The organism is Streptantibioticus cattleyicolor NRRL 8057 = DSM 46488, assembly GCF_000240165.1.
In the GTDB taxonomy this organism is placed as follows: Bacteria; Actinomycetota; Actinomycetes; order Streptomycetales; family Streptomycetaceae; genus Streptantibioticus; species Streptantibioticus cattleyicolor.
Window position 1 is genome coordinate 6198630 of the sequence record NC_017586.1, and the last position, 23839, is coordinate 6222468.

At 73.6% G+C, this 23839-nt stretch carries 15 protein-coding genes; 6 read left to right on the forward strand and 9 right to left on the reverse strand.

All coding sequences use genetic code 11. The annotated features are described in order from the left end of the window. Window positions 1–31: 31 nt before the first annotated feature. The 6 genes from SCATT_RS27265 to SCATT_RS27290 all read left to right on the forward strand — a co-directional run bounded on the left by SCATT_RS27265 (window position 32) and on the right by SCATT_RS27290 (window position 16481). On the forward strand, window positions 32–2062 hold the full coding sequence (locus SCATT_RS27265; RefSeq protein ID WP_014146460.1) for a beta-ketoacyl synthase N-terminal-like domain-containing protein: 2031 nt from the start codon (window positions 32–34) through the stop codon (window positions 2060–2062). After that, window positions 2055–8774 (forward strand): type I polyketide synthase, encoded by a 6720-nt coding sequence (locus SCATT_RS27270; RefSeq protein WP_014146461.1) that lies wholly within the window; start codon window positions 2055–2057, stop codon window positions 8772–8774. Before SCATT_RS27265 ends, SCATT_RS27270 begins: the two co-directional genes overlap by 8 nt. After that, entirely contained in the window at window positions 8758–11472 is a 2715-nt protein-coding gene (locus SCATT_RS27275; protein ID WP_014146462.1) for an amino acid adenylation domain-containing protein, read from the forward strand. Before SCATT_RS27270 ends, SCATT_RS27275 begins: the two co-directional genes overlap by 17 nt. A gap of 957 nt (window positions 11473–12429) precedes the next feature. Next, window positions 12430–13818 carry an MFS transporter gene (locus tag SCATT_RS27280; protein WP_014146463.1) on the forward strand — a complete coding sequence of 463 codons (1389 nt, stop codon included), beginning with the start codon at window positions 12430–12432 and terminating at the stop codon, window positions 13816–13818. Window positions 13819–13823: 5 nt separating this feature from the next. Further along, window positions 13824–15779: a helix-turn-helix domain-containing protein gene (locus SCATT_RS27285; protein WP_014628782.1), complete on the forward strand. Its 1956-nt coding sequence runs from the start codon at window positions 13824–13826 to the stop codon at window positions 15777–15779. A 63-nt stretch (window positions 15780–15842) separates the two neighbouring features. Next, a complete protein-coding gene (locus tag SCATT_RS27290) occupies window positions 15843–16481 on the forward strand; it encodes a mycothiol-dependent nitroreductase Rv2466c family protein (RefSeq protein ID WP_014146465.1) in 639 nt (212 codons plus the stop codon). Window positions 16482–16500: 19 nt separating this feature from the next. On the opposite strand, the gene SCATT_RS27295 is transcribed toward SCATT_RS27290, so the two are convergent. The 9 genes from SCATT_RS27295 to SCATT_RS27335 form a co-directional block, all read right to left on the reverse strand. Then, the gene (locus tag SCATT_RS27295; RefSeq protein ID WP_014146466.1) at window positions 16501–16971 is read right to left on the reverse strand and encodes a VOC family protein; all 471 of its coding nucleotides are present in this window, start codon (window positions 16969–16971) and stop codon (window positions 16501–16503) included. A gap of 116 nt (window positions 16972–17087) precedes the next feature. After that, window positions 17088–17537, reverse strand: a complete 450-nt coding sequence (locus tag SCATT_RS27300) for an SRPBCC family protein (protein WP_014146467.1) — start codon at window positions 17535–17537, stop codon at window positions 17088–17090. A gap of 171 nt (window positions 17538–17708) precedes the next feature. Then, window positions 17709–18953: an NAD(P)/FAD-dependent oxidoreductase gene (locus SCATT_RS27305; RefSeq protein WP_014146468.1), complete on the reverse strand. Its 1245-nt coding sequence runs from the start codon at window positions 18951–18953 to the stop codon at window positions 17709–17711. Beyond that, window positions 18950–19144 carry a ferredoxin gene (locus tag SCATT_RS27310; RefSeq protein WP_014146469.1) on the reverse strand — a complete coding sequence of 65 codons (195 nt, stop codon included), beginning with the start codon at window positions 19142–19144 and terminating at the stop codon, window positions 18950–18952. Before SCATT_RS27310 ends, SCATT_RS27305 begins: the two co-directional genes overlap by 4 nt. Before the next feature lie 59 nt (window positions 19145–19203). After that, complete coding sequence (locus tag SCATT_RS27315) at window positions 19204–20421, reverse strand: cytochrome P450 (RefSeq protein ID WP_014146470.1); 1218 nt, start codon at window positions 20419–20421, stop codon at window positions 19204–19206. A 277-nt stretch (window positions 20422–20698) separates the two neighbouring features. Continuing rightward, entirely contained in the window at window positions 20699–21358 is a 660-nt protein-coding gene (locus SCATT_RS27320; RefSeq protein WP_173405760.1) for a TetR family transcriptional regulator, read from the reverse strand. A gap of 156 nt (window positions 21359–21514) precedes the next feature. Beyond that, window positions 21515–22186 carry a spherulation-specific family 4 protein gene (locus SCATT_RS27325; RefSeq protein ID WP_014146472.1) on the reverse strand — a complete coding sequence of 224 codons (672 nt, stop codon included), beginning with the start codon at window positions 22184–22186 and terminating at the stop codon, window positions 21515–21517. Next, window positions 22183–23088: an NAD-dependent epimerase/dehydratase family protein gene (locus tag SCATT_RS27330; RefSeq protein WP_014146473.1), complete on the reverse strand. Its 906-nt coding sequence runs from the start codon at window positions 23086–23088 to the stop codon at window positions 22183–22185. The genes SCATT_RS27325 and SCATT_RS27330 overlap by 4 nt, the downstream gene beginning before the upstream one ends. 6 nt (window positions 23089–23094) lie before the next feature. Further along, window positions 23095–23808: a sugar phosphate nucleotidyltransferase gene (locus tag SCATT_RS27335; protein WP_014146474.1), complete on the reverse strand. Its 714-nt coding sequence runs from the start codon at window positions 23806–23808 to the stop codon at window positions 23095–23097. Window positions 23809–23839 lie beyond the last annotated feature (31 nt).

Here is a 23839-nt window from a genome sequence, read left to right on the forward strand (position 1 = left end):
GAGGGCCGGCACCTCATCTCGGAGAGACGACATGACACCTGTCGCCATTACCGGCCTGTCCTGCCGGTTTCCCGGCGCGGACAACCCCGCCCGGTTCTGGGACGACCTGATCACCGGTACCTCCCGGGTGGGCCCGGTTCCGCCGGGCCGCCGGCCCGGTGCCCCGGAGGCGTCCGACGCCCCCGGGGCACCGGCCGGGGGGTTCCTCACCGATCCCGACCTGTTCGACGCCGACTTCTTCGGCATCCCGCACCGTGAGGCCCGCTACCTGGATCCGCAGCAGCGCCTGCTGCTGGAACTGGCCTGGGAGAGCCTGGAGGACGCGGGCGTGCGACCGGCGGACGCCCACGGTTCGCGCTGGGGCGTCTTCGTGGGTGCCAGTGCCGACGACTTCCGGCTGCGTTACCTCACCTCCGGCGACCTGGACCGGTTCGGGCACATGGGCAGCAGCCGCTGCATGCTGGCCAATCGGGTCTCGCACCACTTCGGGCTGCGGGGGCCGAGCGAGGTGGTCGACACCGGCCAGTCCTCCTCGCTGGCCGCACTGCACCGCGCGGTGGCGAGCCTGCGGCTGGGCGAGTGCGACGCCGCCCTCGTCGCGGGGGTCAACCTCAACTTGCTCCAAGAAGTCACCGAGCAGGTGCGGCTGTGGGGCGGGCTGTCACCGGACGGCCGCTGCCACACCTTCGACGAGCGGGCCAACGGATACGTCCGGGGCGAGGGCGGCGGATGCGTCGTGCTCAAGCCGCTCGACGCCGCCCGCCGTGACCGGGACCACGTCTACTGCGTCATCCGCTCCACCGCGACGGCCAACGACGCGGGCCGGGGCGTCCTGGGCGTCCCCTCCGCCGAGGCGCAGAGCGAGGTCCTGACCACGGCCCTGGGAGCCGCCGGAGCCTCCGCCACGGACGTGGCCTACCTCGAACTCCACGGCAGCGGCACGCCGGTCGGGGACCCGGTCGAGGCGCGAGCCATCGGCGAGGTCGTGGGACGGGCACGACCGCACGGCGACCCGGTGCCGGTGGGATCCGTCAAGACGAACATCGGCCACCTGGAGGCGGCGGCCGGAATCGCCGGCCTCGTCAAGGCCTGCCTGATCTTCCACCACCGGCGGATCCCGCCCAGCCTGAACTTCGTGCGCCCGCACGCCGGCATCCCCCTCGACGAACACAACATCCGGGTCGTCACCGAACCGGAGGACCGGGTGATCGCTCCGCGACAGATCGTCGGCGTCAGCTCCTTCGGCATGGGCGGCACCCACGTGCACGCGGTGCTCGGTCCGGCCGGCCCCGCCCCGGACCCGGCACCGAGCGGGCCGCAGGACACCGTCTGGTGCCTGTCGGCACGCTCCCGCGAAGCGGTCCGGGACCTGGCGCTCGCCCTGCTGCGCCACCCGTTCGCGCCCGGCGCGTCCATGGCCGACGTGGGCCGCGCGCTGAGCGCCAGGACGCAGTGGGACCACCGTGCCGCCGTCCTGGGCTCGGACCAGGAGCAGTTCCGGCAGGGCCTGGAGAAGATCGTCGCCGGCCACGACCTCGCCGTCCCCGCCGACTGGACGGCGCGCGACGCGCGGAGCCGGACCCCGCTGCTGGCACTCGCGGCCGCCTACGTCCACACCGCCGACATCACCGGCGTACGGGCCCACCTCGGCGACCACCCGCGTACCGTGCCGCTGCTGCCGACCTACCCGTTCCAGCGGCAGCCCTTCCGCCTCCCCGGCGCCCCCGAGCAGCCGCGCGGCGCCACCGTCCGGCGGGAAGCGCCGCCGGAGACCGGGCAGGACTTCCTGCCGCGGTGGACCGGGGCGCGGCCGGCGGACCGGATGTGGCTGGTCCGCGGCGCGCTGGAGGACGCGCTCGCCGCCGTCCTCGGCGGCCCCGTCCCGGATCCCGACACGACCTTCGGCGACCTCGGCATCGATTCGCTGACGCTCCTGGAATTCCTCGAACGGGTCAACGACACGACGGGGCTCGGCCTCCCCGAGATCGTCCTCTTCGACCACCCCACCCTCAACGAGATGGCCGAGCGTGTGAACAAGGAGCTGGAGTCGCAGCGTGACTGAGCAGGAAACCGTGCGAGACGACATCGCCGTGGTGGGGATGGCCTGTCGCTACCCGGGCGGCGTACGGACCCCCGAGGACCTGTGGAGACTGGTCCGCGAGGGCCGTGACGCGGTCGGCGACTTCCCCGCCGACCGTGGCTGGGACACCGACGACCTGTACGACCGGGCCTACGCGCGGCAGGGCGGATTCCTCCACGACGCCGACACCTTCGACGCCGCCTTCTTCGGGATACGCCCGGCCGAGGCGGAGGCGATGGACCCCCAGCAGCGCGTTCTGCTGGAGGTCGCCTGGGAGGCGATCGAACGGGCCGGCATCGTGCCGTCGAGCCTCAAGGGCTCCGCCACCGGCGTGTTCGTCGGCATCATGGCCAACGAGTACGGCATGCCGCTGTGGAAGTGGCAAGGGGAGACCGCCGGCTACATGGGCACCGGCACCTCGCCCAGCGTCGCCTCCGGCCGCATCTCCTACCTGCTGGGCCTGGAGGGTCCGGCCCTGACCATCGACACCGCCTGCTCCTCCTCCGGCGTGGCCATCCACACCGCCGTGCGCTCACTGCGCAGCGGCGAGACGGACCTCGCCCTGGCCGGCGGCTGCACCGTGCTGGCCGGACCCGGCATGTTCGCCGACTTCGCCAACAAGCAGGCGCTCTCACCGGGTGCCCGCTGCCGCACCTTCTCCGACGCGGCCGACGGCACCGTCTGGGCCGAGGGCGCGGGTGTCCTCGTCCTCGAACCGTTGGCGAAGGCCCGGCGCCTCGGCCGACGCATCCTCGGCGTGATCAAGGGCACCGCGGTCAACCAGGACGGCGCCAGCAACGGCCTGACCGCGCCCAGCGGACGCGCCCAGGTCAAGGTGATCGGGCAGGCGCTCGCCGACGCGGGCCTGGCCCCGCAGGACATCCAGCTGGTGGAGGCGCACGGCACCGCCACCCGGCTCGGCGACCCGATCGAGGTCAACGCCATCCACGCCACCTACGGGCAGGGCGAGCGCGAAGAACCCGTCTGGCTCGGCTCGTTCAAGTCCAACATCGGCCACTCCATGGCCGCGGCCGGTGTCGGCGGCGTCATCAAGTGCCTCACCGCGATGCGCGCCGCCGAGATGCCCCGCACGGTGCACGTCGACGGCCCGCTCAACTCCCACGTCGACTGGTCCGGCGCGGTGGAGGTGCTGCGCGAGAACCGCCCGTGGCCCACCCGCGCCGGCGTACGCCGCTGCGCCGTGTCGTCGTTCGGCGTCAGCGGGACCAACTCCCACGTCATCCTGGAGAGCTGGGAGGAGGACGCCGAGGAGGCCGGGCCCGCCGACGCCCCGGCCGGGCGCCCCGCCGTACTCAAGCTCTCCGCCAAGACCCCGACCGCGCTGCGCGCCTACGCCGAGGCCGTCGCCACCCAGCTGGAATCGGGTACCGACAGCGTGGCCGCCGTCGAACGGGCTCTGCTGTTCGAACGCGAGGACTTCGACCACCGGGCCGTGGTGTCCGGCGGCGGACGGGCCGAACTGACCGAAGCGCTACGGGCGTTCGCGGACCGGCCGGAGGAGTCCACGGCCGTGCACGGCGAGGCCCGGCGCATCCGCCGGCCCGTCTTCGTATTCCCCGGCCAGGGCTCGCAGTGGCCGGGGATGGCGCGTGCCCTGCTGAAGGAGTCGGACGTCTTCCGGCTGCGGGTCGAGGAGTGCGCCGCCGCCTTCAAACCACACCTCGACCACGAGATCATGGCCGTCCTCACCGGGGACGACCGCGAGACGGATCTGGAGCGCACGGACGTCGTCCAGCCGCTGCTGTTCTCGGTGATGGTCGGGCTGGCGGCGCTGTGGCAGTCCTGCGGAGTCGAGCCGGCCGCGGTGGTCGGCCACTCCCAGGGCGAGGTCGCCGCGGCCTGCGTGGCCGGCGCGATCACCCTGGAGGACGCCGCCAGGATCGTCGCCTGCCGCAGCCGGTTCCTGGAACGGGTGGGGCGCGGCGGCATGGTCGCCGTGGCGGTCTCCGAGGAAGCGGCCACGGAACTGATCGCCGAGGCCGGCGCACACCTCGTCGTCGCGGCCGTCAACGGCCCCTCCTTCGTGGTCATCTCCGGCGACGACGAACCCGGCATCCAACGCCTGCTGGAGCTGTGCGACGACCGCGGCGTCTACGCCCGCCGGGTCCCCGTCACCTACGCCTCGCACTCCCCGGCCATGGAGGGACTGCGGGACGGCATCCTCGAAGGTCTGACCGGCGTCACGGCCACCCCCTCGGCCGTGCCGATGTTCTCCACGGTCGAAGCCGGACCGCTGCGCGGCGACGAACTCGACGCCGCCTACTGGTACCGCAACCTGCGGGGCCAGGTGCGGTTCGCGCGGACCATCGCCGAGACGGTCTCGCACGGGTACGACGCCTTCATCGAGATCAGCCCGCATCCCGTGCTGGCCGGCTCCGTCGAGGCGATCCTGCGCGACCTCAGTGACAACGCCCCGGTCAACGTGACCCTGCGACGGGACCAGGGCACGCGTGAGCGGGTCCTCATGGCGGCGGCGGAGGCGTACGTCAGCGGCCACCGGATCGACTGGGCGGCCCCGGTTCTCGGCGGGTCCGGGCCACGCCCGGCCGAGGTGCCGACCTACCCCTTCGAACGGCGGCGCTTCTGGCTGCCCATGACGACGGACACCGCCACCCCCGCACCGCGCCCCCAGCGGCCCGTCGCCCCCGTCCGCGACGGCGGCCACCCCTGGATCACCTCCGTCGTCGAGACACCCGACGGATCCGTGCTGCTCAGCGGCCGGCTCTCGATACGCAGCCACCCCTGGCTCCTGGACCACCGGGTGGAGGACACCGCGCTGCTGCCCGGAACCGCCTTCATGGAACTGCTGCTCACGGCCGGACGCGAACTGGGCTGCGACGCCATCGACGAAATGGTGCTCAGCGATCCGCTGCCGCTCCCGATGGACGGCACCGCCGTCGACATCCAGGTGTCCGCCGAAGCACCCGACGACCGGGGCGCCCGTTCCGTCACCGTCTTCAGCCGCACCGCCGGAACCGGCACCTGGCTCCGGCACGCCGAGGGCGTACTGGCACCCGCGGCGCCCGACCAGGCGGCCCGCCCCGGACCCACCGCGCCGGCCGGCGGCCGGGCGCTGGACGCCGCGCCGATGTACGCCCGCCTGCGCGACCTCGGCTACGGCTACGGCGAGGCGTTCCGCGGCGTGGTCTCCGCCGAGCACCACGACGGGGCGAGCCACTCATGGGTGGTCCTTCCGGAGGCGGCCCGCGTCAACCACAGCGGCTTCACCGCTCACCCCGCGCTGACCGACGCCGCGCTGCACGCCGCCGTCGCCTGCGGACTGCTCGGCGACGCCGGTCCGGGCCGCGTCGCGGTGCCCTTCGTCTTCAACGGCGTCCGGACGGGCCCCGGCACCGGCCAGGTGGCCTGCCACGCCTTCGCCCGGCGCACCGACGAGGACGCCATCTCCCTCGTTCTCACCGACGAGGCCGGCGCCCTCGTCCTCGGCGTGGAGCGCATGGTGGTCCGCGGACTGGACCTGGACCGGCCGGCCGAGGCGGACCTCGACGCGGCCGGGCTGTACGAGACCGCCTGGCAGCCGCCCACCGGCGACCCGGCCGGAGACTTCCGGCTCTGCGTGGTCGGCGGGGACGACGGGCCGCTGTCGGCGTTCCTGCGCGACGCCAACCGGGGCGGCATCTCGGTGGCCACCCTCGACGAAGCCATCATGATCGTCAAGGGCATCCCGGGGGACTGGCAGGTCGTCCTCGTCTGCCCGGCCGCCGACGGTGACGTGGCCGACCAGGCCCACACCACGGCGGCGCGCACGCTCACCGCGATACAGCGGTGGCTCGGCGAGGACGACCTCGCCGACCACGCACTGCTCACGTTCGTCACCCACGACGCGATCGCCGTCCCCGGCGACCACGAGTTCACCCTCGGCGACAGCGTGCTGTGGGGCATGGTGCGTTCGGCGCAGACCGAACACCCCGGCCACTTCCGCGTCCTCGACGTCGACACCCCGGCGCTGCGCGAGGCCACCGCGGTCCTCGCCGCCCTCGGCCGCGCCGAGCCCCAACTCGCCGTCCGCGGCGACCGCGTACTGTGCCCGCGGCTCGCGCCGCACACCCCGGCCGGCGCGGACCCCGTGGACCTGGGCGACGGCGCGGTCGTCATCACCGGCGGCACCGGCACCCTCGGCCGCGAGGTCGCCCGCCACCTGGTGACCCACCGGGGCGTACGGGCACTCGCCCTGCTCAGCAGAAGCGGTGAGAACGCCCACGGCATGGCCGGATTCCGCGCCGAACTCGAAGGGCTCGGCGCCTTCGTCCAGGTCGTCCGCGCCGACACCGCCGAGGCCGAGGAAGTGCGCGCCGCGCTCGCCCAGGTACGCCGGCACCACCGGATCGTCGGCGTGGTGCACGCCGCCGGGGTGCTCGACGACTCCCTCGTCACCACCATGACGGCGGAGCAACTGCACGGCGTGCTGCGGAGCAAGGTCGACTCCGTCCTCCACCTCGACGCGGCCACGCGCGACGACGAGGTGCGCCTCTTCCTGCTGTTCTCCTCGGTCTACGGTGTCCTCGGCGGCCCCGGACAGGCCAACTACGCCGCCGCCAACACCTTCCTGGACCACTTCGCCGCGTGGCGGCGCGCCCAGGGCAGGCCGGCTCACGCGGTCGCCTGGGGACTGTGGGCCGAGGCCACCGGGATGACCGGTCACCTCGACGAGGGCGACCTGCTCAGACTGCGCCGCAACGGTGTGGCCCCGTTCTCGGTGGCCGAAGGCCTGGCGCTCTTCGACGCCGCGCTCTCCAGCGGGGCCGCGGCCCTGGTCGCCGGACGGCTGGCGCTGCCGGAACCGGGGACGGCGCACGCCATGGAAGGACCGTTCCTGCTGACCGGACTGGCCGCGCTGCGCGCCCGGCAGGCCGGTGAGCCGCACACCCGCGAACGCGAGCGCACCGAGCCCGTCACGCGGGCCGGACGGGCACCGGCCGAGGCGGCGGGCGGCCCGGGCGTCCTCGCGCTGCTGAACTCGCCGCGATCCTCCGCCGATCAGCGCCTCGCCGCCCTGCTGGGCCTGGTCAAGGAGTGCGTCGCCGCGCTCATGGGCGTCGACGCGGCCCGGGTCGCCCCCCAGAAGTCGTTCTACGAGATGGGCTTCGACTCCCTGACCTCCATGGAGCTGAGGACACGCCTCGGCCGCGTCCTCGACACCCGCCTGCCGGCGACCGTGGTCTTCGACCACCCGACCCCCGAAGGACTCGCTCAGCACCTCGCCGAGACGTTCGGGCCGCGCGCCACCGACGAACCCGAGGCCACCGGCACCGGCCAGGACACCGGCCGCGCGGCCACCGCGCGGACCGGCGCCCCCGCCACCGACGGCCCCGACCGCGAGGCGAGCGGGCCCCGGCGCCCCGACTCCGCCCCCTTCCCGCTCACCAAGCTCCAGGAGGCATACCTGGCCGGCCGCGCGGGCGACTTCGAACTCGGCGACGTCCCCACGGTCCTGTACATCGAGGTCGACGTCACCGACTGCGACGTCCCGGCGGCCGAGCGGGCCCTGCGCCGGCTCGTGGCACGCCACCCGATGCTCCGCGCGGTCTTCGACCCCGCCGGAACCCAGCGGATCCTGGGCGACGTCCCGGACTACCGCATCGCCGTCGAGGACCTCGCACGCCTCACGCCGGACGAACGCGGACAGCGGCTGTCCGCCGTCCACGCCGAGCTGAGGACCCACACCTTCGACACCGGTCAGTGGCCCCTGTTCCTGGTGCGCGCCACCCGCCTCAGCGACACCGTCACCCGGCTCCACGTCGCCATCGACGTCCTGATATCCGACGGCGGCAGCAGCACCCTGCTGTTCAACGAATGGGCCACCCTCTACCGCGACCCGCGAGCCGAACTCCCGTTCACGGGCGCCTCGTTCGACACCTACGTACGCGCGGTGCGCGCCTACTCCGAATCCGACGCCGTCGAACCGAGCCGGGCCTACTGGCAAGAGCGCGCCGCGTCCCTCCCGGCCGCCCCGGAACTTCCGCTGTCCGTCCCGCTGAGCGACGTCCGGGCACCCGTCTTCGGCAACCGCTCCGTCACGGTCGACGCCCCGCGGTGGGAACGGTTCAAGCGCAACGCCGCCCGCGCCGGGGTGACGCCCTCCAGCGCCATCCTCGCCGCCTACTGCCAGGTCCTGGCCCGGTGGTCGAAGACCCCCGACTTCACCGTCAACGTACTGGTCTCCCAGCGCAACGGTTTCACCGAGGACGACATGTCCCAGGTGGTGGGGAACTTCTCCGCCACCACCCTCCTGGAGGCGCACATCGACCCGGCCGCGCCCTTCAAGGACACCGCCGCGGCCCTCCAGCGGCAGTTGATGCGCGACATGGAGCATGCCGCGTACACCGGGCTGGACGTCCTGCGCGACCTGGCCCGGCTGGACGGTGCCGCCGGGCGGGCCCGCATGCCCGTGGTCTTCAACAGCACACTGGGCACGCGGCACCCGGACACCACGACGGCGGGACCCGTCGGCGCCCTGTGCCGGCTCGGCACGTCGGGCACACCCGTGTGGAGCGGCGTCCGCACCCCCCAGGTGATCCTCGACCACCAGGCGTTCGAGGAGGACGGCTGCCTGGTCCTCAACTGGGACGTCGTCGAGGAAGTCTTCCAAGAAGGTGTCGTGGACGCCATGTTCGCCGCGTACGAAGGACTGATCCGTGAACTTTGCGCCTGAGTCCGCATGGACCACCCCGGCCTGGTCGGTGTCCCCGGTCAGCGAGGACACCGCCCCGCGGGAGCCGGAACCACACGTCTTTCCCGAAGACGCCCTGCTCCACCGGGACTTCATCGCCCACGCCGCGGCACACCCCGAGGCCGTCGCGGTCATCTGCGAGGCCCGCTCGCTGACCTACGGCGAACTGGACGCGGAGTCGGCGCGCACAGCCCGGCACCTGGCCGACCACGGCGCCGGACCGGAGACCCTGGTCGCCGTCGTCATGGAGAAGGGCTGGGAGCAGGTCGTCGCCTGCCTCGCCGTGCTGCGCAGCGGGGCCGCCTACGTACCCGTCGACCCGCGGTGGCCCGCCCAACGCATCCGCGCCGTCATCGAATCCGCCGGCATCCGCCACGCGCTGACCCAGCCATGGCTGCGCCAAGGTGTGCCGTGGCCCGACGGCGTCGCGGTACGGGAGGTCGAACCGCCCGCCGCCGACGCCGCACCACAGGCCGCGCCCGAGGTCGACCTGACGCCGGGGAACCTCGCGTACGTCATCTACACCTCCGGGTCCACCGGCGTCCCCAAGGGCGTGATGATCGAGCACGGCCCGGCCCTCAACACCGTGCTGGACGTCAACGAGGAACTCGCGCTCGACGCCCGGGACCGGATACTCGCGCTCTCCGCGCTCCACTTCGACCTGTCGGTGTACGACATCTTCGGCCCCCTGTCGGCCGGCGGGGCCGTGGTCGTCCCGTCGCCGGGGGAGGAGCGGGAACCCGGCGCGTGGCTGCGGCTGATGACGGAGAGCGGGGTCACGGTCTGGAACAGCGTGCCCGCTTTGATGGCGATGCTCTGCGAGCACACGTCGGCCCAACCCTCGCCGTCGCTGCCGCCACTGCGAGCCGTGCTGATGAGCGGTGACTGGATCCCGGTGACCCTGCCCGCCGACATCCGCGCGCTCTTCCCCGACGCGCGGCAGTGGAGCCTGGGCGGCGCCACGGAGGCGTCCATCTGGTCCATCTGGCACCGCATCGCCCCCGAGGACGGACGGCTCCCCTCGATCCCGTACGGGCTGCCCATGCGCCACCAGCACGTCTTCGTCGCCGACCGGGCCCTGCGGCCACGGCCCTGCTGGGTGCCCGGCGAGATCTGCATCACCGGCGCCGGCGTGGCCCGCGGATACCTCGGGGACGCGGAACGCACCGCCAGGAGCTTCGTCACCGACCCCGTCACCGGTGGCCGCCTGTACCGCACCGGCGACTGGGGCCGCCTGCTGCCAGGCGGCGACATCGAATTCCTCGGCCGGGAAGACATGCAGGTCAAGGTCGGCGGCCACCGCATCGAGCTGGGCGAGGTGGAGTCGGCGCTGCTCGCGTGCCCCGGCGTCCGCGCCGCCGTGGCCGCGGTGCACGGCGACCGGGGCCGCGTGCGGCTGGTCGCCCACGTCCTGCTCGAACCGGGCGAGACCCGTACGGATCCGCAACTGCGAGCCCTGCTGGAGGACCGGGTGCCGCGCTACATGGTCCCGGCCGTCGTCTCGGTCCGCGACGCGTTCCCGCTGACGGCCAACGGGAAGGTGGACCGCGCGGCCCTGGCGGCCCTCCCGGACGAGCCGTCCGCCGACGCCGCCGCGGAGGCGCCCGCGGACGCGGAGGAGAAGCTGCTGCTCGACATCTGGGGCGAGTTCTTCGACGTCCCCGGACTGTCGGTGACCGACGACTTCTTCCAGCTCGGCGGCGACTCGCTGCTGGCCGTGCGCCTGGTCTCCGTGCTCCGGCGCGAACTGGACGTGGAGGTCCCGGTCTCCGCGCTCTTCGCCCACCCGACCATCCGCTCGCTGGCCGCCCGGCTGCGGCGGAGCACGGCCGCCGGTGAGCGCGGTGACCGCCCGGCGGTGGTCCCGATCCGCATCGAAGGCACCGCCGTGCCACTGATCCTCGCCCACCCGGTCGGCGGTGACGTGTTGTGCTACGCGGAGTTGGGCCGCCGCCTCGGCGACGACCAGCCCGTGTACGCGCTCCAGTCGCCCGACCCCCGAGGGGACGCCCCCAGCTTCCAGGAACTGGTCGCCGGTTACGCCCGCGCCATCACCGAGGAGGTACCCGGGCGCCACTACCGCCTCGGCGGCTGGTCCATGGGCGGACTGCTCGCCATCGAACTGGCGCGCCAACTACGGTCGTTGGGCCGCACCGTGGACCGGGTCGTGGCCATCGACGTCACCGAGACACCACACGACCTGGAGCAGGCAGTGGTGAGCGACGACCACTTGCTGGCCTGGCTCGGACGCGACCTGGCCGGCCTGACCGGACAGCCATGGCCGGACACCGACACACCACCGTCACCCACGAGCGGTACGGCGGACGGCGGCTTCCCCTCGCTGACCGACCTGTTCACCACGCTGACCGCCCGCGGAATCCTGCCCGCCGACATCGACCTGCCGGCCTTCGAGGCGATCTACCAACGCTTCGCGTCGAACGCCCGGGCCCTGGCCGGATACCGCCCCCAGCCCTACCCCGGCGTCGTCCACTTCGTCCAGGCCGCCTCCGGCGGGGGCGCGGCCACGGCCGAGGGCTGGCGGTCGGTGTGCCACGGCGGCCTGACCACCACGGTGGTACCCGGTGACCACTACACCGTGCTGGGACCCGACCACCTCGACGCCGTCGTCTCCGAACTGCGGACGCAACTCACCCGGACACCGGACACCTACGGCGGCTGACGGGGCGAGGCCCGGCCCGCCAACGGGCAGTTGACCCGCCGGGGTTTCCTCACGTCCGGCCGACCGTGTCGAAGGCGGTTTCGCGGCCACCGTGGCACCGTCGGTGCCGCCGGGTGGCCGCCGCCGTCGAAGCCGCCCTGCCGGCCCCCGGGAGCGGCGGCTGCGGACCGTCTTCACCGAGCACGTGGTGAAGACGGCGGCGCACCGGAAGCGGGCTGAAGCCGCCGCGACCGAGCAGGTTCCCAGGCGTTGCCGTGCACCGGCTGCGGCACACTTGGCGCGGGCGGGCGGTGCACGGGGCGCGCGCACCGCGATACGGTCGAAGTGGCGGTCCGCGCGCAGGTGGACCGCCGCTCGCCCGGCTGAGCGCCGAAGCAGCCGCAGCCGACCACCGCGTCGGCGCCCTGGCCATCCTCGCCGACAGCCAACCAGCACGGGCCGCAGCCGCGCGGGCCTGGCAGGCGGCGATGCGCTCACCCCACCGGCACGCCACCGCCGACGCCCCCGAAAGGCCGCGCCCGAAGCAGCCGACCAGGCCCGGCAGCGCACCACCGCTCACCTGTTCACCGCCCGCCCCACCGCCATACGCGCCAGCAGGCACCCCGCGGCATCGACGCCCGGTGCCCATCTGGGCTCACGACACCCGGAGTTGCCCGAGTCCGTGCGGCCTCTCCGAGTCCGTGCGGCCTCTCCGAGTCCGTGCGGCCTCTCCGAGTCCGTGCGGCCTCTCCGCGCCCGCGGGGGTTGCTCCTCGGACAAGGGCGGTCTAATCCACCTTCGAACGCGATTCCACCCCCCCGGAAGCCGCCCCACGCCGCCCCACGCCACCCCCATGGCGCTCACCCTCATACCGCCATCCAAAACTATGGCGGCCTCCCACATACCCCCCTGGCCTGCGCCTTCCTACCGTGTGGCGACGCGAAACCGTACCGCTCACCCCACTGGAAGTGATCCCGCATGGCCTCGTCCGCAGCAGCGAAACCCACCCGCACCCGACTCGCCGGAGTCGTCGCGGCGAGTCTGATCGGGACGACCGTGGAGTGGTACGACTACTTCCTGTACGGCTCTGCCGCGGCGTTGGTGTTCGGGAGGGTGTTCTTTCCGGGGTCGGATCCGTTGACGGGGACGTTGTTGGCGTTCTTGACGTATGCGATCGGGTTTGTGGCGCGGCCGTTGGGGGCGGTGGTTTTCGGGCATTTCGGGGACCGGTTGGGGCGGAAGAGGCTGTTGGTCGTCAGTTTGCTGATGATGGGCGGGGCGACGGCGTTGATCGGGTGCGTGCCGGGGTACGCGACGATCGGGGCGGCGGCGCCGGTCGTGTTGACCGTGTTGCGTCTGGTGCAGGGGTTCGCGCTGGGGGGTGAGTGGGGCGGGGCGGTGTTGTTGGTGTCGGAGCACGGGGACGCGCGGCGGCGTGGGTTCTGGGCGTCGTGGCCGCAGGGCGGGGCGCCGGCCGGGAATCTGCTCGCGGTGGGTGTGTTGTCGCTGATGACCACGGTGCTCAGTGAAGGCGCGTTCGACGCGTGGGGGTGGCGGATACCGTTCCTGCTCTCCGGGGTCCTGGTCGGGGTGGGGTTGTGGGTACGGCTGTCGGTGGACGAATCGCCGTTGTTCAAGCAGGTGTTGGAGAGCGCGGCACGGCGCGGGGCGGCCGAGGGCCAGGAGCGCCGACCGCTGACGGCGGTGCTGCGGCACCACTGGCGGGACGTCCTGGTGGCCATGGGTGCCCGCATCGCCGAGAACGTCTCGTACTACGTGATCACCGCCTTCGTACTCGCCTACTGCGTGGACCACCTCAAGCTCGGCAAGCAGACCGCGCTCGACGCCGTACTCATCGGCTCCGCGGTGCAGTTCTGCCTGATCCCGCTGTTCGGCGCGGTCTCCGACCGGGTGGGGCGCAAGCCCGTCTACCTGGTGGGCGCGGTCGGGGTGGGGGCGTGGACGTGGGCGTTCTTCGCGCTGGCCGACACCCGGTCGTTCCCGGCGCTGGTGCTGGCGGTCACCGTGGGACTGGTCTTCCACAGCGCGATGTACGCCCCGCAGGCGGCGTTCTTCGCCGAGCTGTTCGCCACCCGGATGCGTTACTCGGGCGCGTCGATCGGCGCGCAGCTCTCCTCCGTCGCCGCCGGTGCCCCGGCGCCGCTCATCGCCACCGCGCTGTTGTCGTCCTACGGTTCGGCCACCCCCGTCGCGCTGTACGTCACGCTGACCGCGGTGGTCACCGTGGCCGCCGTCGCCGTGGCCCGGGAGACCCGGGGACGCGACCTCGCCGCGGTGGGGGAGGACGGCGGGGCGGCGGCCGTGTCCGCGCGGGTAGGCGTTCCGGGGACGCCTCCGGCACCATGACGCGCATGCCCGAACAGACCGCGTCCGCCGCCCCGTTCCTGCGCCGCCTGCTCGACCTGCTCGCCGACGACGCGCCCGCGGAGGCGTTCGGCGCCGTCGCCGCGCGGGCACGGGCGGCCGGGGTCGGGCCGGGCGATCTGGCCGAGGTGGAGGCGGCGACCGCCACGGCGTTGCGGGTACGCGGGGTGATGCGCCAGCACCGCCGCCGCGAACTCCAGCTCAGCGCCCTCTTCGACACCGCCGGCGACCTGGCCGCCTCCCGTGACCTGGACGCGGTGCTCAACGCCATCGTCCGCCGGGCCAGGAAGCTGCTGGGCACCGACACCGCCTATCTGACGCTGCCCGACGAGGCCGCCGGGGACACCCACATGCGGGTCACCGACGGATCGGTCTCCCCGCTCTTCCAGAGCTTGCGGCTGCGGCTCGGCGAAGGGCTCGGCGGACTCGTCGCGCAGACCGCGCGCCCCTACGCCACCCCCGACTACCGCACCGACGAACGCTTCGTGCACACCCCGGCCATCGACGCCGGGGTGCTCGACGAGGGGCTGGTCGCCATCCTCGGCGTGCCGCTGCTGCTCGGTTCCAGCCGGCCCGGGGGCGGCACGGTGGCCGGGGTGCTCTTCGCCGCCGAACGGTCCCCGCGTGCCTTCGCCCCGGACGAGACCGCGCTGTTGTGTTCGCTGGCCGCGCACGCCGCCATCGCCATCGACACCGCCCGCGCGCTGGCCGACACCCGTACCGCCCTCGCCGACCTGGCCGCCGCCAACGCCGCCGTGCAGGCGCACTCGGCGGCCCTGCAACGCGCCGAGGAGGCCCACGACCGCCTCACCGACCTGGTGCTGCGCGGCGGGGACGTGCCCGAGGTGGCGACCGCGGTGGCCGGACTGCTCGACGGGCCGATCACCGTCCACGACCCGGCCGGCCGGGTGACGGCAGCCGTACGCCCCGGCGGCGCCGCCTTCGCCGCCGACGGCCTGGACCCGCGGGAGATCACCACCGCCACCGAGGACTCCCGGGCCGCCGCCCGCGCCGTGCGCCGGGACGGGCGCTGGGTGTGCGCCGTACTCGCCGGACCCGAACTGCTCGCCGCGCTGGTGCTGCACGGCCGCGGCGGCCTCGGTGACTCCGACCGCCGGCTGTTCGAACGCGCCGCCGTGGTCACCGGACTGCTGCTGCTGTTGCGCCGCACGGTCGCCGAGACCGAGAACCGGATCCGCGGCGAACTCGTCACCGACCTGCTCACCGACCCCGGACGGGACCCGGCGGGGCTCGCCGAACGCGGCCGGCGCCTCGGGGTCGACCTGGACCGGCCGCATCTGCTGCTGGTCGCCGAGGCACCCGCCGGGGCCCGGGAGAAACTCGGCGGCGCCGCCGTACGCTACCTCTTCGGTGCCGACGCCGACGGGGTGAGCGCCGAACACGCCGGCGGCGTGGTGCTGCTGATCGCCGACGACGGCGGGCGGCTGCCGCCCGGCGACACCGCCCGTGCCACGGCCGCCCAGCTCGGCCAGCTCACCGGCGCCCCCGTCACCGTCGCCGCCGCCGGACCCGCCGCCGGCCCGCGCGACCTGGCCGCCGCCCACGCCGAAGCCGTCCGCTGCCTGCGCGCGATGCGCGTCCTGGGCCGCACCGGCGACGGGGCCTGCCCCGCCGAACTCGGCTTCCTGGGCGTGGTGTTGGGGAACGGGCACGACGTGGCCGACTTCGTCACCGCCACCCTGGGGCCACTGCTCGGGTACGACGCCCGCCGTGGCACCGAACTCGTGCGCACCCTGGACGCCTACTTCTCCTGCGGCGCCAGCCTCACCCGGGCCAAGGACGAACTCCACGTCCACGTCAACACCGTCGTCCAGCGCCTTGAACGCGTCCAGGCCCTCCTCGGCCCCGACTGGAACACCCCCGACCGCGCGCTGGAACTCCAACTCGCCCTGCGGCTACGGCGGCTCGGCGACCACAAGTGACCCAGGCGAACACCTCGTCACTGGCCCGCGTCCGGCGGCCCCGCGCCCACTACCGTCTACCGCATGAACGACGACAACCGCACCGTACCCGCCGACCACCGGACCACCGTCGACTTCTACTTCGACGCCGCCTGCCCGTTCGCCTGGATCACCTCCCGCTGGATCCTGGAGGTGGGGGCGCGACGCGACATCGAGGTGCGGTTCCACGTGATGAGCCTGTACCTGCACAACATCGGCAACGAACTCCCGGACTGGTACCGGGAGCTGGTCGACAAGTCGATGGGCCCGGCCCGGGTCGCCGCCGCCGTCGCACAACACCACGGCGCCGAACGGCTGCGCGACCTCTACACCGCCTTCGGCACCCGCATCCACCAGCGCGGCAACGACGACTTCGACGCCGTGATCGCCGAATCCCTCGCCGAACTCGGTCTCCCCGCCCAGCTCGCCGCGGCCGCCCACACCACCGACTACGACGAGGCGCTGCGCGCGGCGCACGACGCGGGCAAGGACCCGGCGGCCGGGGCCTACGTCGGCACCCCCACCCTGCACATCGACGGCGTCGCCTTCTTCGGCCCGGTGCTCAACTCGATACCGCGCGGCGAGGACGCGTTGCGGGTCTTCGACGGCTTCCGGCTGCTCGCCGGCTACCCGGACTTCTTCGAACTCAAGCGCACCCGCACCGGCCCGCTCAACGTCCACTGACGGCGTCCGCCGCCGCGGCTCACCCCTCGTAGGCGTCCCGCAACGCCTGGATGTCGAGCTTGGACATGGTGAGCATGGCCCGCATCACCCGGTCCGACCTGACCGGATCGGGATCGGACAGCAACTCGGTCAGCACGGTGGGCACGATCTGCCACGACACCCCGAACCGGTCCTTGAGCCAGCCGCACGGCCCGTGCTGGCCGCCCTCGCCGAGCGCACGCCACAACGCGTCGACCTCCTCCTGCGTGGCGCAGTCCACGTAGAGGGAGATCGCCTCGGTGAAGGTGTGGTGCGGGCCGCCGTTGAGCGCGATGAAACGCTGGCCGGCCAGCTCGAAGACAACGGTCATCACCGTGCCCGGCGTCCCCGGCCCGGCCTCGCCGTACCGCTGGACCTGCACCACCCGCGAGTCGTCGAAGACGGAGGTGTAGTGCCGTACCGCCTCTTCGGCCTGGTCGTCGTACCAGAGAAATGTGGTGATTTTCTGCATGACGTGATGGTGTCACGCATCCGGGTCCCCGCGCCGTCGAAAGGGGCTTTCGGCGTGCCGGGACCCGTGTGTTCCGGCCGCGCGCCCGGTCGGGGCGCGGCCGGAACCGGGCCGGGTCAGACCTGGCCGCGCCAGCCGCCGGTCTCCCGGCCCCGGGACTCGATGTATTCCTTGAAGTTGTGCAGGTCGTTCTTGGCCTGCCGCTTCACGAAGCCCAGCTTGTCGCCGATGGTGTCGGCGAGCCCCTGCGGGTCGTGGTCGAGCTGGAGCATCACCTTGGTGTGGGTGTCGTCGAGCCGGTGGAAGGTGACCACACCGGCCTGCCGGGCCTCGCCCTGCACCGTGGTCCAGGCCACCCGCTCGTCGGGGATCTGCTCGGTGATCTCCGCGTCGAACTCACGCCGGTTGCCGCCGACCTTGGTCACCCAGTGCGTCAGCGTCGGGGTGCGCTGCTCGATGCGCTCGACACCCTCCATGAAGTTGGGGAACTCCTCGAACTGCGTCCACTGGTTGTAGGCCGTGGTCAGCGGGACGTCGACCGCGATGGATTCCTCGACGTGCGACATGTCGCAGCACTCCTCGATGTGCGAGAGGTATCGGTCACTCCGCCATCGCGTACCCGCAGCGGACCATGTGATGCCTTTTCTCCCGGTTCCGCCGCACACCTCGCGGACGCGGCGGCGGGACCGGACGGGGAAGGGGTCCGTCCGGTCCCGCCGCCGCGCTTCCGCCCGGCGTCAGCCCACCGGGGCCACCGCCTGGTCGCGGACGGCCTGGGCCTGCGCCCATCCGGTGGGCGTGGCGGCCAGCGCGCGCAGCGCCCGCAGCTGCCGGGGCGGCACGCCGATCGCCGCCACCCCGGTCACCCGCTCGTCGTCGCCGTAGAGCGCGACGACCCGGCGCGTACCGCCGTCCTCCACCGTGACCTCGGTCCGCGTGGCGCCCGCGAGCAGCCCGTACGCCTGGAGCTTCAGGTCGTACTGGTCGGACCAGAAGTACGGCACCGGGGCGAACGGGGTGCGCTCGCCGCCGTCCGGCACCAGCTCCGCCAGCAGGTTGCGGGCGGCGGCCATGCCCTGCTCGGTGGCGTTCATCCGGTGCTCGACACGCAGCCGGCGCCGGTAACCGGGGTGGTCCCAGCGAGCCACGTCACCGGCCGCGTAGACACCCGGCGCGGCGGCGCAGTACGCGTCGCAGCCCAGGCCGTCGGCGGTGTCGAGGGCGGCGTCACCACGCAGCCACTCCACCGCCGGAACCGAGCCGACGGCCACCAGCACGGTGTCGGCGGGCAGCCGTTCGCCACCGGCCAGCCGCACCCCCGACACCCGGCCGTCCGACCCCTCGAACCCCTCGACCGCGGCGGTCAGCAGCGTCACGCCGTGCGCCCGGTGCTCGGCCGCGAGCACCTGGCCCACCTCGTCCCCGACGACCCGGGCCATCGGCAGCGGCTCGGCGCCCACCAGCGTGACCTCGTGGCCCAACGTCCGTGCCACGGCGGCGGCTTCGGCACCCAGCACACCGTTGCCGACCACCACCAGCCGCGCCCCGCCGCCCTCCGGCAGCCGGCCGCGCAGCGCCAGCGCGTCGTCCAGGGTGCGCAGCGTGTGGACCCCGGCGAGCCCCTCGCCGCCGGGCAGCGTACGTGCCCGTACCCCGGTCGCCACGATCACGCCGTCACACACCAGCCGTTCGCCGTCGGCCAGGGTGACCGTGCGGGTGGCGGAGTCCAGCGCGGTGGCGGCGGTGCCGAGGCGCAGGTCGAGTCCGAGGGCGTCGAGCTGCTCGGTGGTGCGCAGGTGCAGCCGGTCCGGTGTCCAGTCGCCGGCCAGCAGCTGCTTGGACAGCGGCGGACGGTCGTACGGCGGGTGGGGTTCGTCGCCTATCAGCGTCAGCCGGCCGGTCCAGCCGAAGCGGCGCAGCCCCTCGACGGCGGCGAGACCGGCCGCCGAGGCGCCGACGACGGCGATGTGCCCGGTGCTCACTCGTGGACCTGGATGACGGCGGCCGGGCAGATGGTGGCGGCCTCACGGACCGCGTCGTGCTGGTCGGCCGGCGGCTCGGCGTCGAGGAGGACGACGACGCCGTCCTCGTCCCGCTGGTCGAAGACCTCGGGCGCGACCAGGACGCACTGTCCGGCGGCGCAGCACTTGTCGGCGTCCAGGGTGATCTTCATGGCGTACTCCGGTGATGTGTGGTGTTACGGGACTTCGGGGGACGTGGCGGGGGAGCGGGTCACCAGGTGACCGGCAGCGCGTGGCAGCCGTAGATCGCCATGTCGGTACGGAACGGGATCTCCTCCACCGGCACCGCGGGCCGCAGCCCGGGGAACCGGCGCAGCAGCGTGCCGATGACGACCTGGAGCTCCACCCGGGCCAGCGCCTGGCCCAGGCACTGGTGGATGCCGTAGCCGAAGGCGACGTGGTGCTGGGCGTTGGGACGGCACACGTCCAGCCGGTCGGGGTCGGCGAAGACGGTCTCGTCCCGGTTGGCGGACGGCACCGCGGCCACCACACCCTCCCCGGCCCGGATGAGCCGGCCGCCGACCTCCACGTCCTCGGTGGCCACCCGGCGCGGACCGTTGCGGATGATGCTGTGGTAACGCAGCAGCTCCTCCACGGCGCCGCGGATCAGCCCGGGTTCGGCACGCAGCCGGTCCGCGGACGCCTGGTCGCGCATCAGGGTGAGCGCGCTCAGGCCGATCATGTTGGCGGTGGTCTCGTGTCCGGCGACCAGCAGCAGCGCGGCGAAGGCCACCACGTCGTCGTGGGTGATCTCGCCGGGGCGCTCCTGCTCGACGATGAGCCGGCTGAGGATGTCGTCACCCGGCTCCGCCTCCTTCGCCGACACCAACTGGTGCAGGTAGTCCCGCAGTTCGCCGCGGGCCACGTCCCGTTCCGCCTCGCTGACGGTACGGGAGAGCAGCGTACCGGTGAGCCGCTGGAAGATGGTGTGGTCCTCGTAGGGGACGCCGAGCAGCAGGCTGATCACGAGCGACGGCACCGGCAGCGCCAGCGCCTCGACCAGGTCGACCGGCTCCCCGGCCGCGTGCGCGCGGGACATCTCGTCGCACAACTCGTCGGTGATGCGCTGGACTTCGGGGCGGAGCGCCTCCACCCGCTTGACCATGAACTCCCGGGTGACCATGCGGCGCAGCCGGGTGTGCTCGGGCGGGTCCATGCGGATGAAGCCGCGGTTCTCGGTGCTGGCACCGCCCGTCATGCCGCTGAGCGGATACCCCGGCAGCGTGGTGTCCGAGCTGAACCGCGGGTCGCCGAGGATCGCCCGGATGTCCGCGTACCGGGTGGCCAGCCAGGCCCAGCTGCCGTCCGCCAGGGAGATGCGGCTGATCGGCTCCTCGGTGCGCAGCCGGGCGAACTGGGCCGGAGGGTCGAACGGGCAGCCGGCGGGCGGCTCGACCGGCAGCGGGGCGGGGTCAGAGGTGAGTGTCATGTCGCTCCTTCACACGCGCCCCGGCAACGGGCACGCGACGAGTGCTTCGCCTAACAAGCGTAAACTTACATGTGTAATGATCAAGTAAACCGCCCGGGGTGGCGGTTGAGCGCCCGAGGGGCCCGCGACCCGGCCCCGCGCACGCGAAGAAGCCCGGCGGCGTCGGTACGCGGCCGGGCTCGGCGGGGGCTTCTGGGAGGGGGCGGAGGGGCGGCCCTCGGCGTTCCGGCGGCGGGCGCGTCGTCAACGCCCCGGCGTCGTCAACGCCCCGGCGTCGTCAGCGTTCCAGCAGCAGATGCAGGATCTCGTCCACGAACCGGTCCAGCCGGCTGGTGTCCTTCTGGCTCGGCATGACCTGCCAGATCATCACCCGCCCGTGGATCGCCGACCACAACACGTACGGCGCCTGGGCGCGCTCACCGCGCACCCGCCAGCCCGCCTCCTCGCAGGCGGTCAGCGCGTCGTGCCAACTGCGCACCAGCACCCCGGCCGGATGCCCCGCCAGCCGCTCCGGCCCCACCGGGGTCTGCCGGGTCTCGTACAGCAGCCGGTAGGTCGCCGGGTGCTCGACGGCGTAACGGCAGTAGGCACGCAACTGGGCCCGGAGCCGGGCCACGGGGAGTTCGTGATCGGCCGCCTCACGCGGGGCGGACGGCGGTGGTGTGCGGTCGGCCTGCGCCGCGGCCTCGGTCATCGCGTGGGCCAGCCGCTCGTAGTTGACCTCCAGCGTCGCCCACACCAACTCCGTCTTGTCGGAGAAGTGCCGGTAGATGCTGGGCGCGGCGACACCCGCCTCACGGGCCACGGCACGCAACGACAAGGCGTCCTCGCTGCCCACCTGCTCCAGCAGCCGCTCCGTCGCGCGCAGCAGCTCACCCCGGAGCCGGTCGCCCTGCCCGCGCGGATTGCGGGCCCGTACGGCCGCGCGTTCCGTCACCGCCACCCGCCCTTTCCTCGACTCGTCCGACGTTCCCGGCGCCGCCCGCCGGACGGCCCCGCACCCACCATTGTCCGGTACGGCGCCCTCCCCAGCCTTTCACACCGGCCCGCACACCCCCTCACCAGGGACGACGACGCGCCCGGGACCGCCCCGTCAACCGGGCCGACGACCCGTCAGATACGCCGTCGGCGGGGAACACCACGGGTTGGCCCCCGCTCCGGGGACCGCGCAGTGCACCACCGCGCCCCGCTCGGCCGCGGTACGCGCCACCAGCGGCGCGGCCTGCTCGGGCACCCCGTACACCAGGTGACCGAGGCGCCCCGCACGGTGATCGCGGGCCCACCCCGGCGTGGCCGCCCGCCGGTACACCTCCCACGGCCCCTCGAACGTCACCAGCAGATCGGCGACGGCGGCGTACCCGGGATCCGGGTGCACCCCGTGGTTGAGCACCACCCGCCCGGCCCCCAGCGCCCGCGCCGCCCGCACCAGCCGACGGCACCGCCGGACCAGCCCGGCCCCGGCCGGCGCCTGGTCGAGGAAGACCCCGTCCACCCGGTACCAGGCCCGGTGACGGCACACGTCCGCCACGACCGCGCGCACCGGACGCCGCCCGTACGCCACGTCCACGTACCCCAGCACCGGCACCCCGGCCGCCCGCAGCAGGCAGGCCGCCGCCACGTACGCCCGGTCCCGCACCGCACCCGGCCCGTCCGCCACGTTGAGCACCACCCCGTACAACTCCGACGGATCCCGCGCCAGCGCCGACCACGCCGCGGGGTCCTCGGCCGGATGGACGTACAACGGCACCAGCACCCGCCCCGTCACGACACACCCCTCGCCACCCGGGGCGCCGAGGCACACCACAGATCCCGCACCGACTCCGTAAGCGGGATCCGGGGCCGCCACCCCAGCGCCCGCGCCGCCAGCGTGATGTCCGCCCGCTGCCAGCCCACCCCGCCCGACCGCGCCGACACGGCACCGCTCTCCTCCAGCGCACCACGGAAACCGGCGGCCGACGCCAACTGCCGGACCAGCTCCCGCACCGGCACCGCACGCCCCGCGGCCACGTTCACCAGCCGCGGCAACGTCCCCGGCGCGGTCACCGCGAGCACGGCGGCCCGCGCCACGTCACGCACGTCCACGAAGTCCCGGTACGCCGACAGATCACCCACCCGCACCGTGCCGTCCCGGCCCTGACGCCGCAGCTCGGCGGCGAGCCGGCCCGGCAGCCCGGCCGCCGGCGCCCCCGGCCCGACCGGGTTGAACACCCGCAGCACCACCGCGTCCAGCGGCGCCGCCACCACCGTCAACGTCCCCGCCAGCTTGGTCGCGCCGTACACCCCCACCGGACACACCGGCGCCGACTCCGACAACGCCACCCCCTCCGGACCGGCCCCGTACTCGGCCGCCGACCCCAGATGCACCAGCCGCACCCCCGGCGCCGCCAGGGCCAGGGCGGCACACAACACCGCCGGTCCCCGAGCGTTGGCCTCCGCGAGTGCCGTCGGATCACCGCCCACCGCCCCCGCGCAGTTGACCACCGCGTCCACCGCCAGCTCCCGCACCGCCGACGCCAGCACCGGCACCGGCACACTCCCCAGGTCGGCACAGAGATCGTTCCCCGCGGCCCGCCCGCCCACCAGCACCCGCACACCCGGCAGCGCGCGCAGGCACGCGACGGTGTGACCGCCGACGAACCCCCGCGCGCCCAGCACCAGAACCCGCACCGGCCGTCACGCCCCCCGCAGCAACAGGCCGCGGTGCGTGGTGAACTCCGCGTTGGCCCGGTCGTAGTCGGCCGGACGCCCGATGTCCAGCCAGTACCCGCCGAAGTCGTAACTGGCCGGTGACCGCCCCGCCGCCAGCAGATCCAGCACCAGCTCGTCGAAGCCCAACGGCAGCCCCGCCGTGTACGGATCGAGCGCGGCCCGGGTCAGCCCGTACACCCCCATCGACACCCGGTAGGCCATGCTGGGTTTCTCGGTGAAGCCCACCACCCGCCCGGCGTGCGTGGTCAGCACGCCGAAGTCGATGGTGACGCTGCGCTCGTAGGTGGCGATGGTCAGCGGCGGCCCCTCGGCGCGGTGCCGCCGCAGCATGTCGCCGTAGTCGAGATCGGTGAGCACGTCACCGTTCATCACCAGGAAGTGCTCCGGCAGCCGGTCGCGCAGGGTCAGCAACGGGCCGATGGTGCCCAACGGGCTCTCCTCGACCGCGTAGTCGACCCGCAGCCCCCACTGCGAGCCGTCCCCGACGTACGCCCGGATGATGTGTCCGAGGTGGCCGATGGCCAGCGTGCAGGTGGTGAAACCGGACGAGGCGAGCTGCCGCAGCACGATCTCCAGGATCGGATGCTGGTCGCCGATGGGCACCAGCGGCTTGGGCAGAGCGGTGGTGTAGGGACGCAGCCGGATGCCTTTGCCTCCGGCGAGAATGACCGCGTGCACTGGGAAGACCCCCTTGTGGCGAAGCGTCGGA

Coding starts and splice junctions, on each gene's coding strand:
- SCATT_RS27265 (WP_014146460.1), top strand. CDS start 32: ATGACACCTGTCGCCATTACCGGCCTGTCCTGCCGGTTTCCCGGCGCG.
- SCATT_RS27280 (WP_014146463.1), top strand. CDS start 12,430: ATGGCCTCGTCCGCAGCAGCGAAACCCACCCGCACCCGACTCGCCGGA.
- SCATT_RS27285 (WP_014628782.1), top strand. CDS start 13,824: ATGCCCGAACAGACCGCGTCCGCCGCCCCGTTCCTGCGCCGCCTGCTC.
- SCATT_RS27290 (WP_014146465.1), top strand. CDS start 15,843: ATGAACGACGACAACCGCACCGTACCCGCCGACCACCGGACCACCGTC.
- SCATT_RS27295 (WP_014146466.1), bottom strand. CDS start 16,971: ATGCAGAAAATCACCACATTTCTCTGGTACGACGACCAGGCCGAAGAG.
- SCATT_RS27300 (WP_014146467.1), bottom strand. CDS start 17,537: ATGTCGCACGTCGAGGAATCCATCGCGGTCGACGTCCCGCTGACCACG.
- SCATT_RS27310 (WP_014146469.1), bottom strand. CDS start 19,144: ATGAAGATCACCCTGGACGCCGACAAGTGCTGCGCCGCCGGACAGTGC.
- SCATT_RS27315 (WP_014146470.1), bottom strand. CDS start 20,421: ATGACACTCACCTCTGACCCCGCCCCGCTGCCGGTCGAGCCGCCCGCC.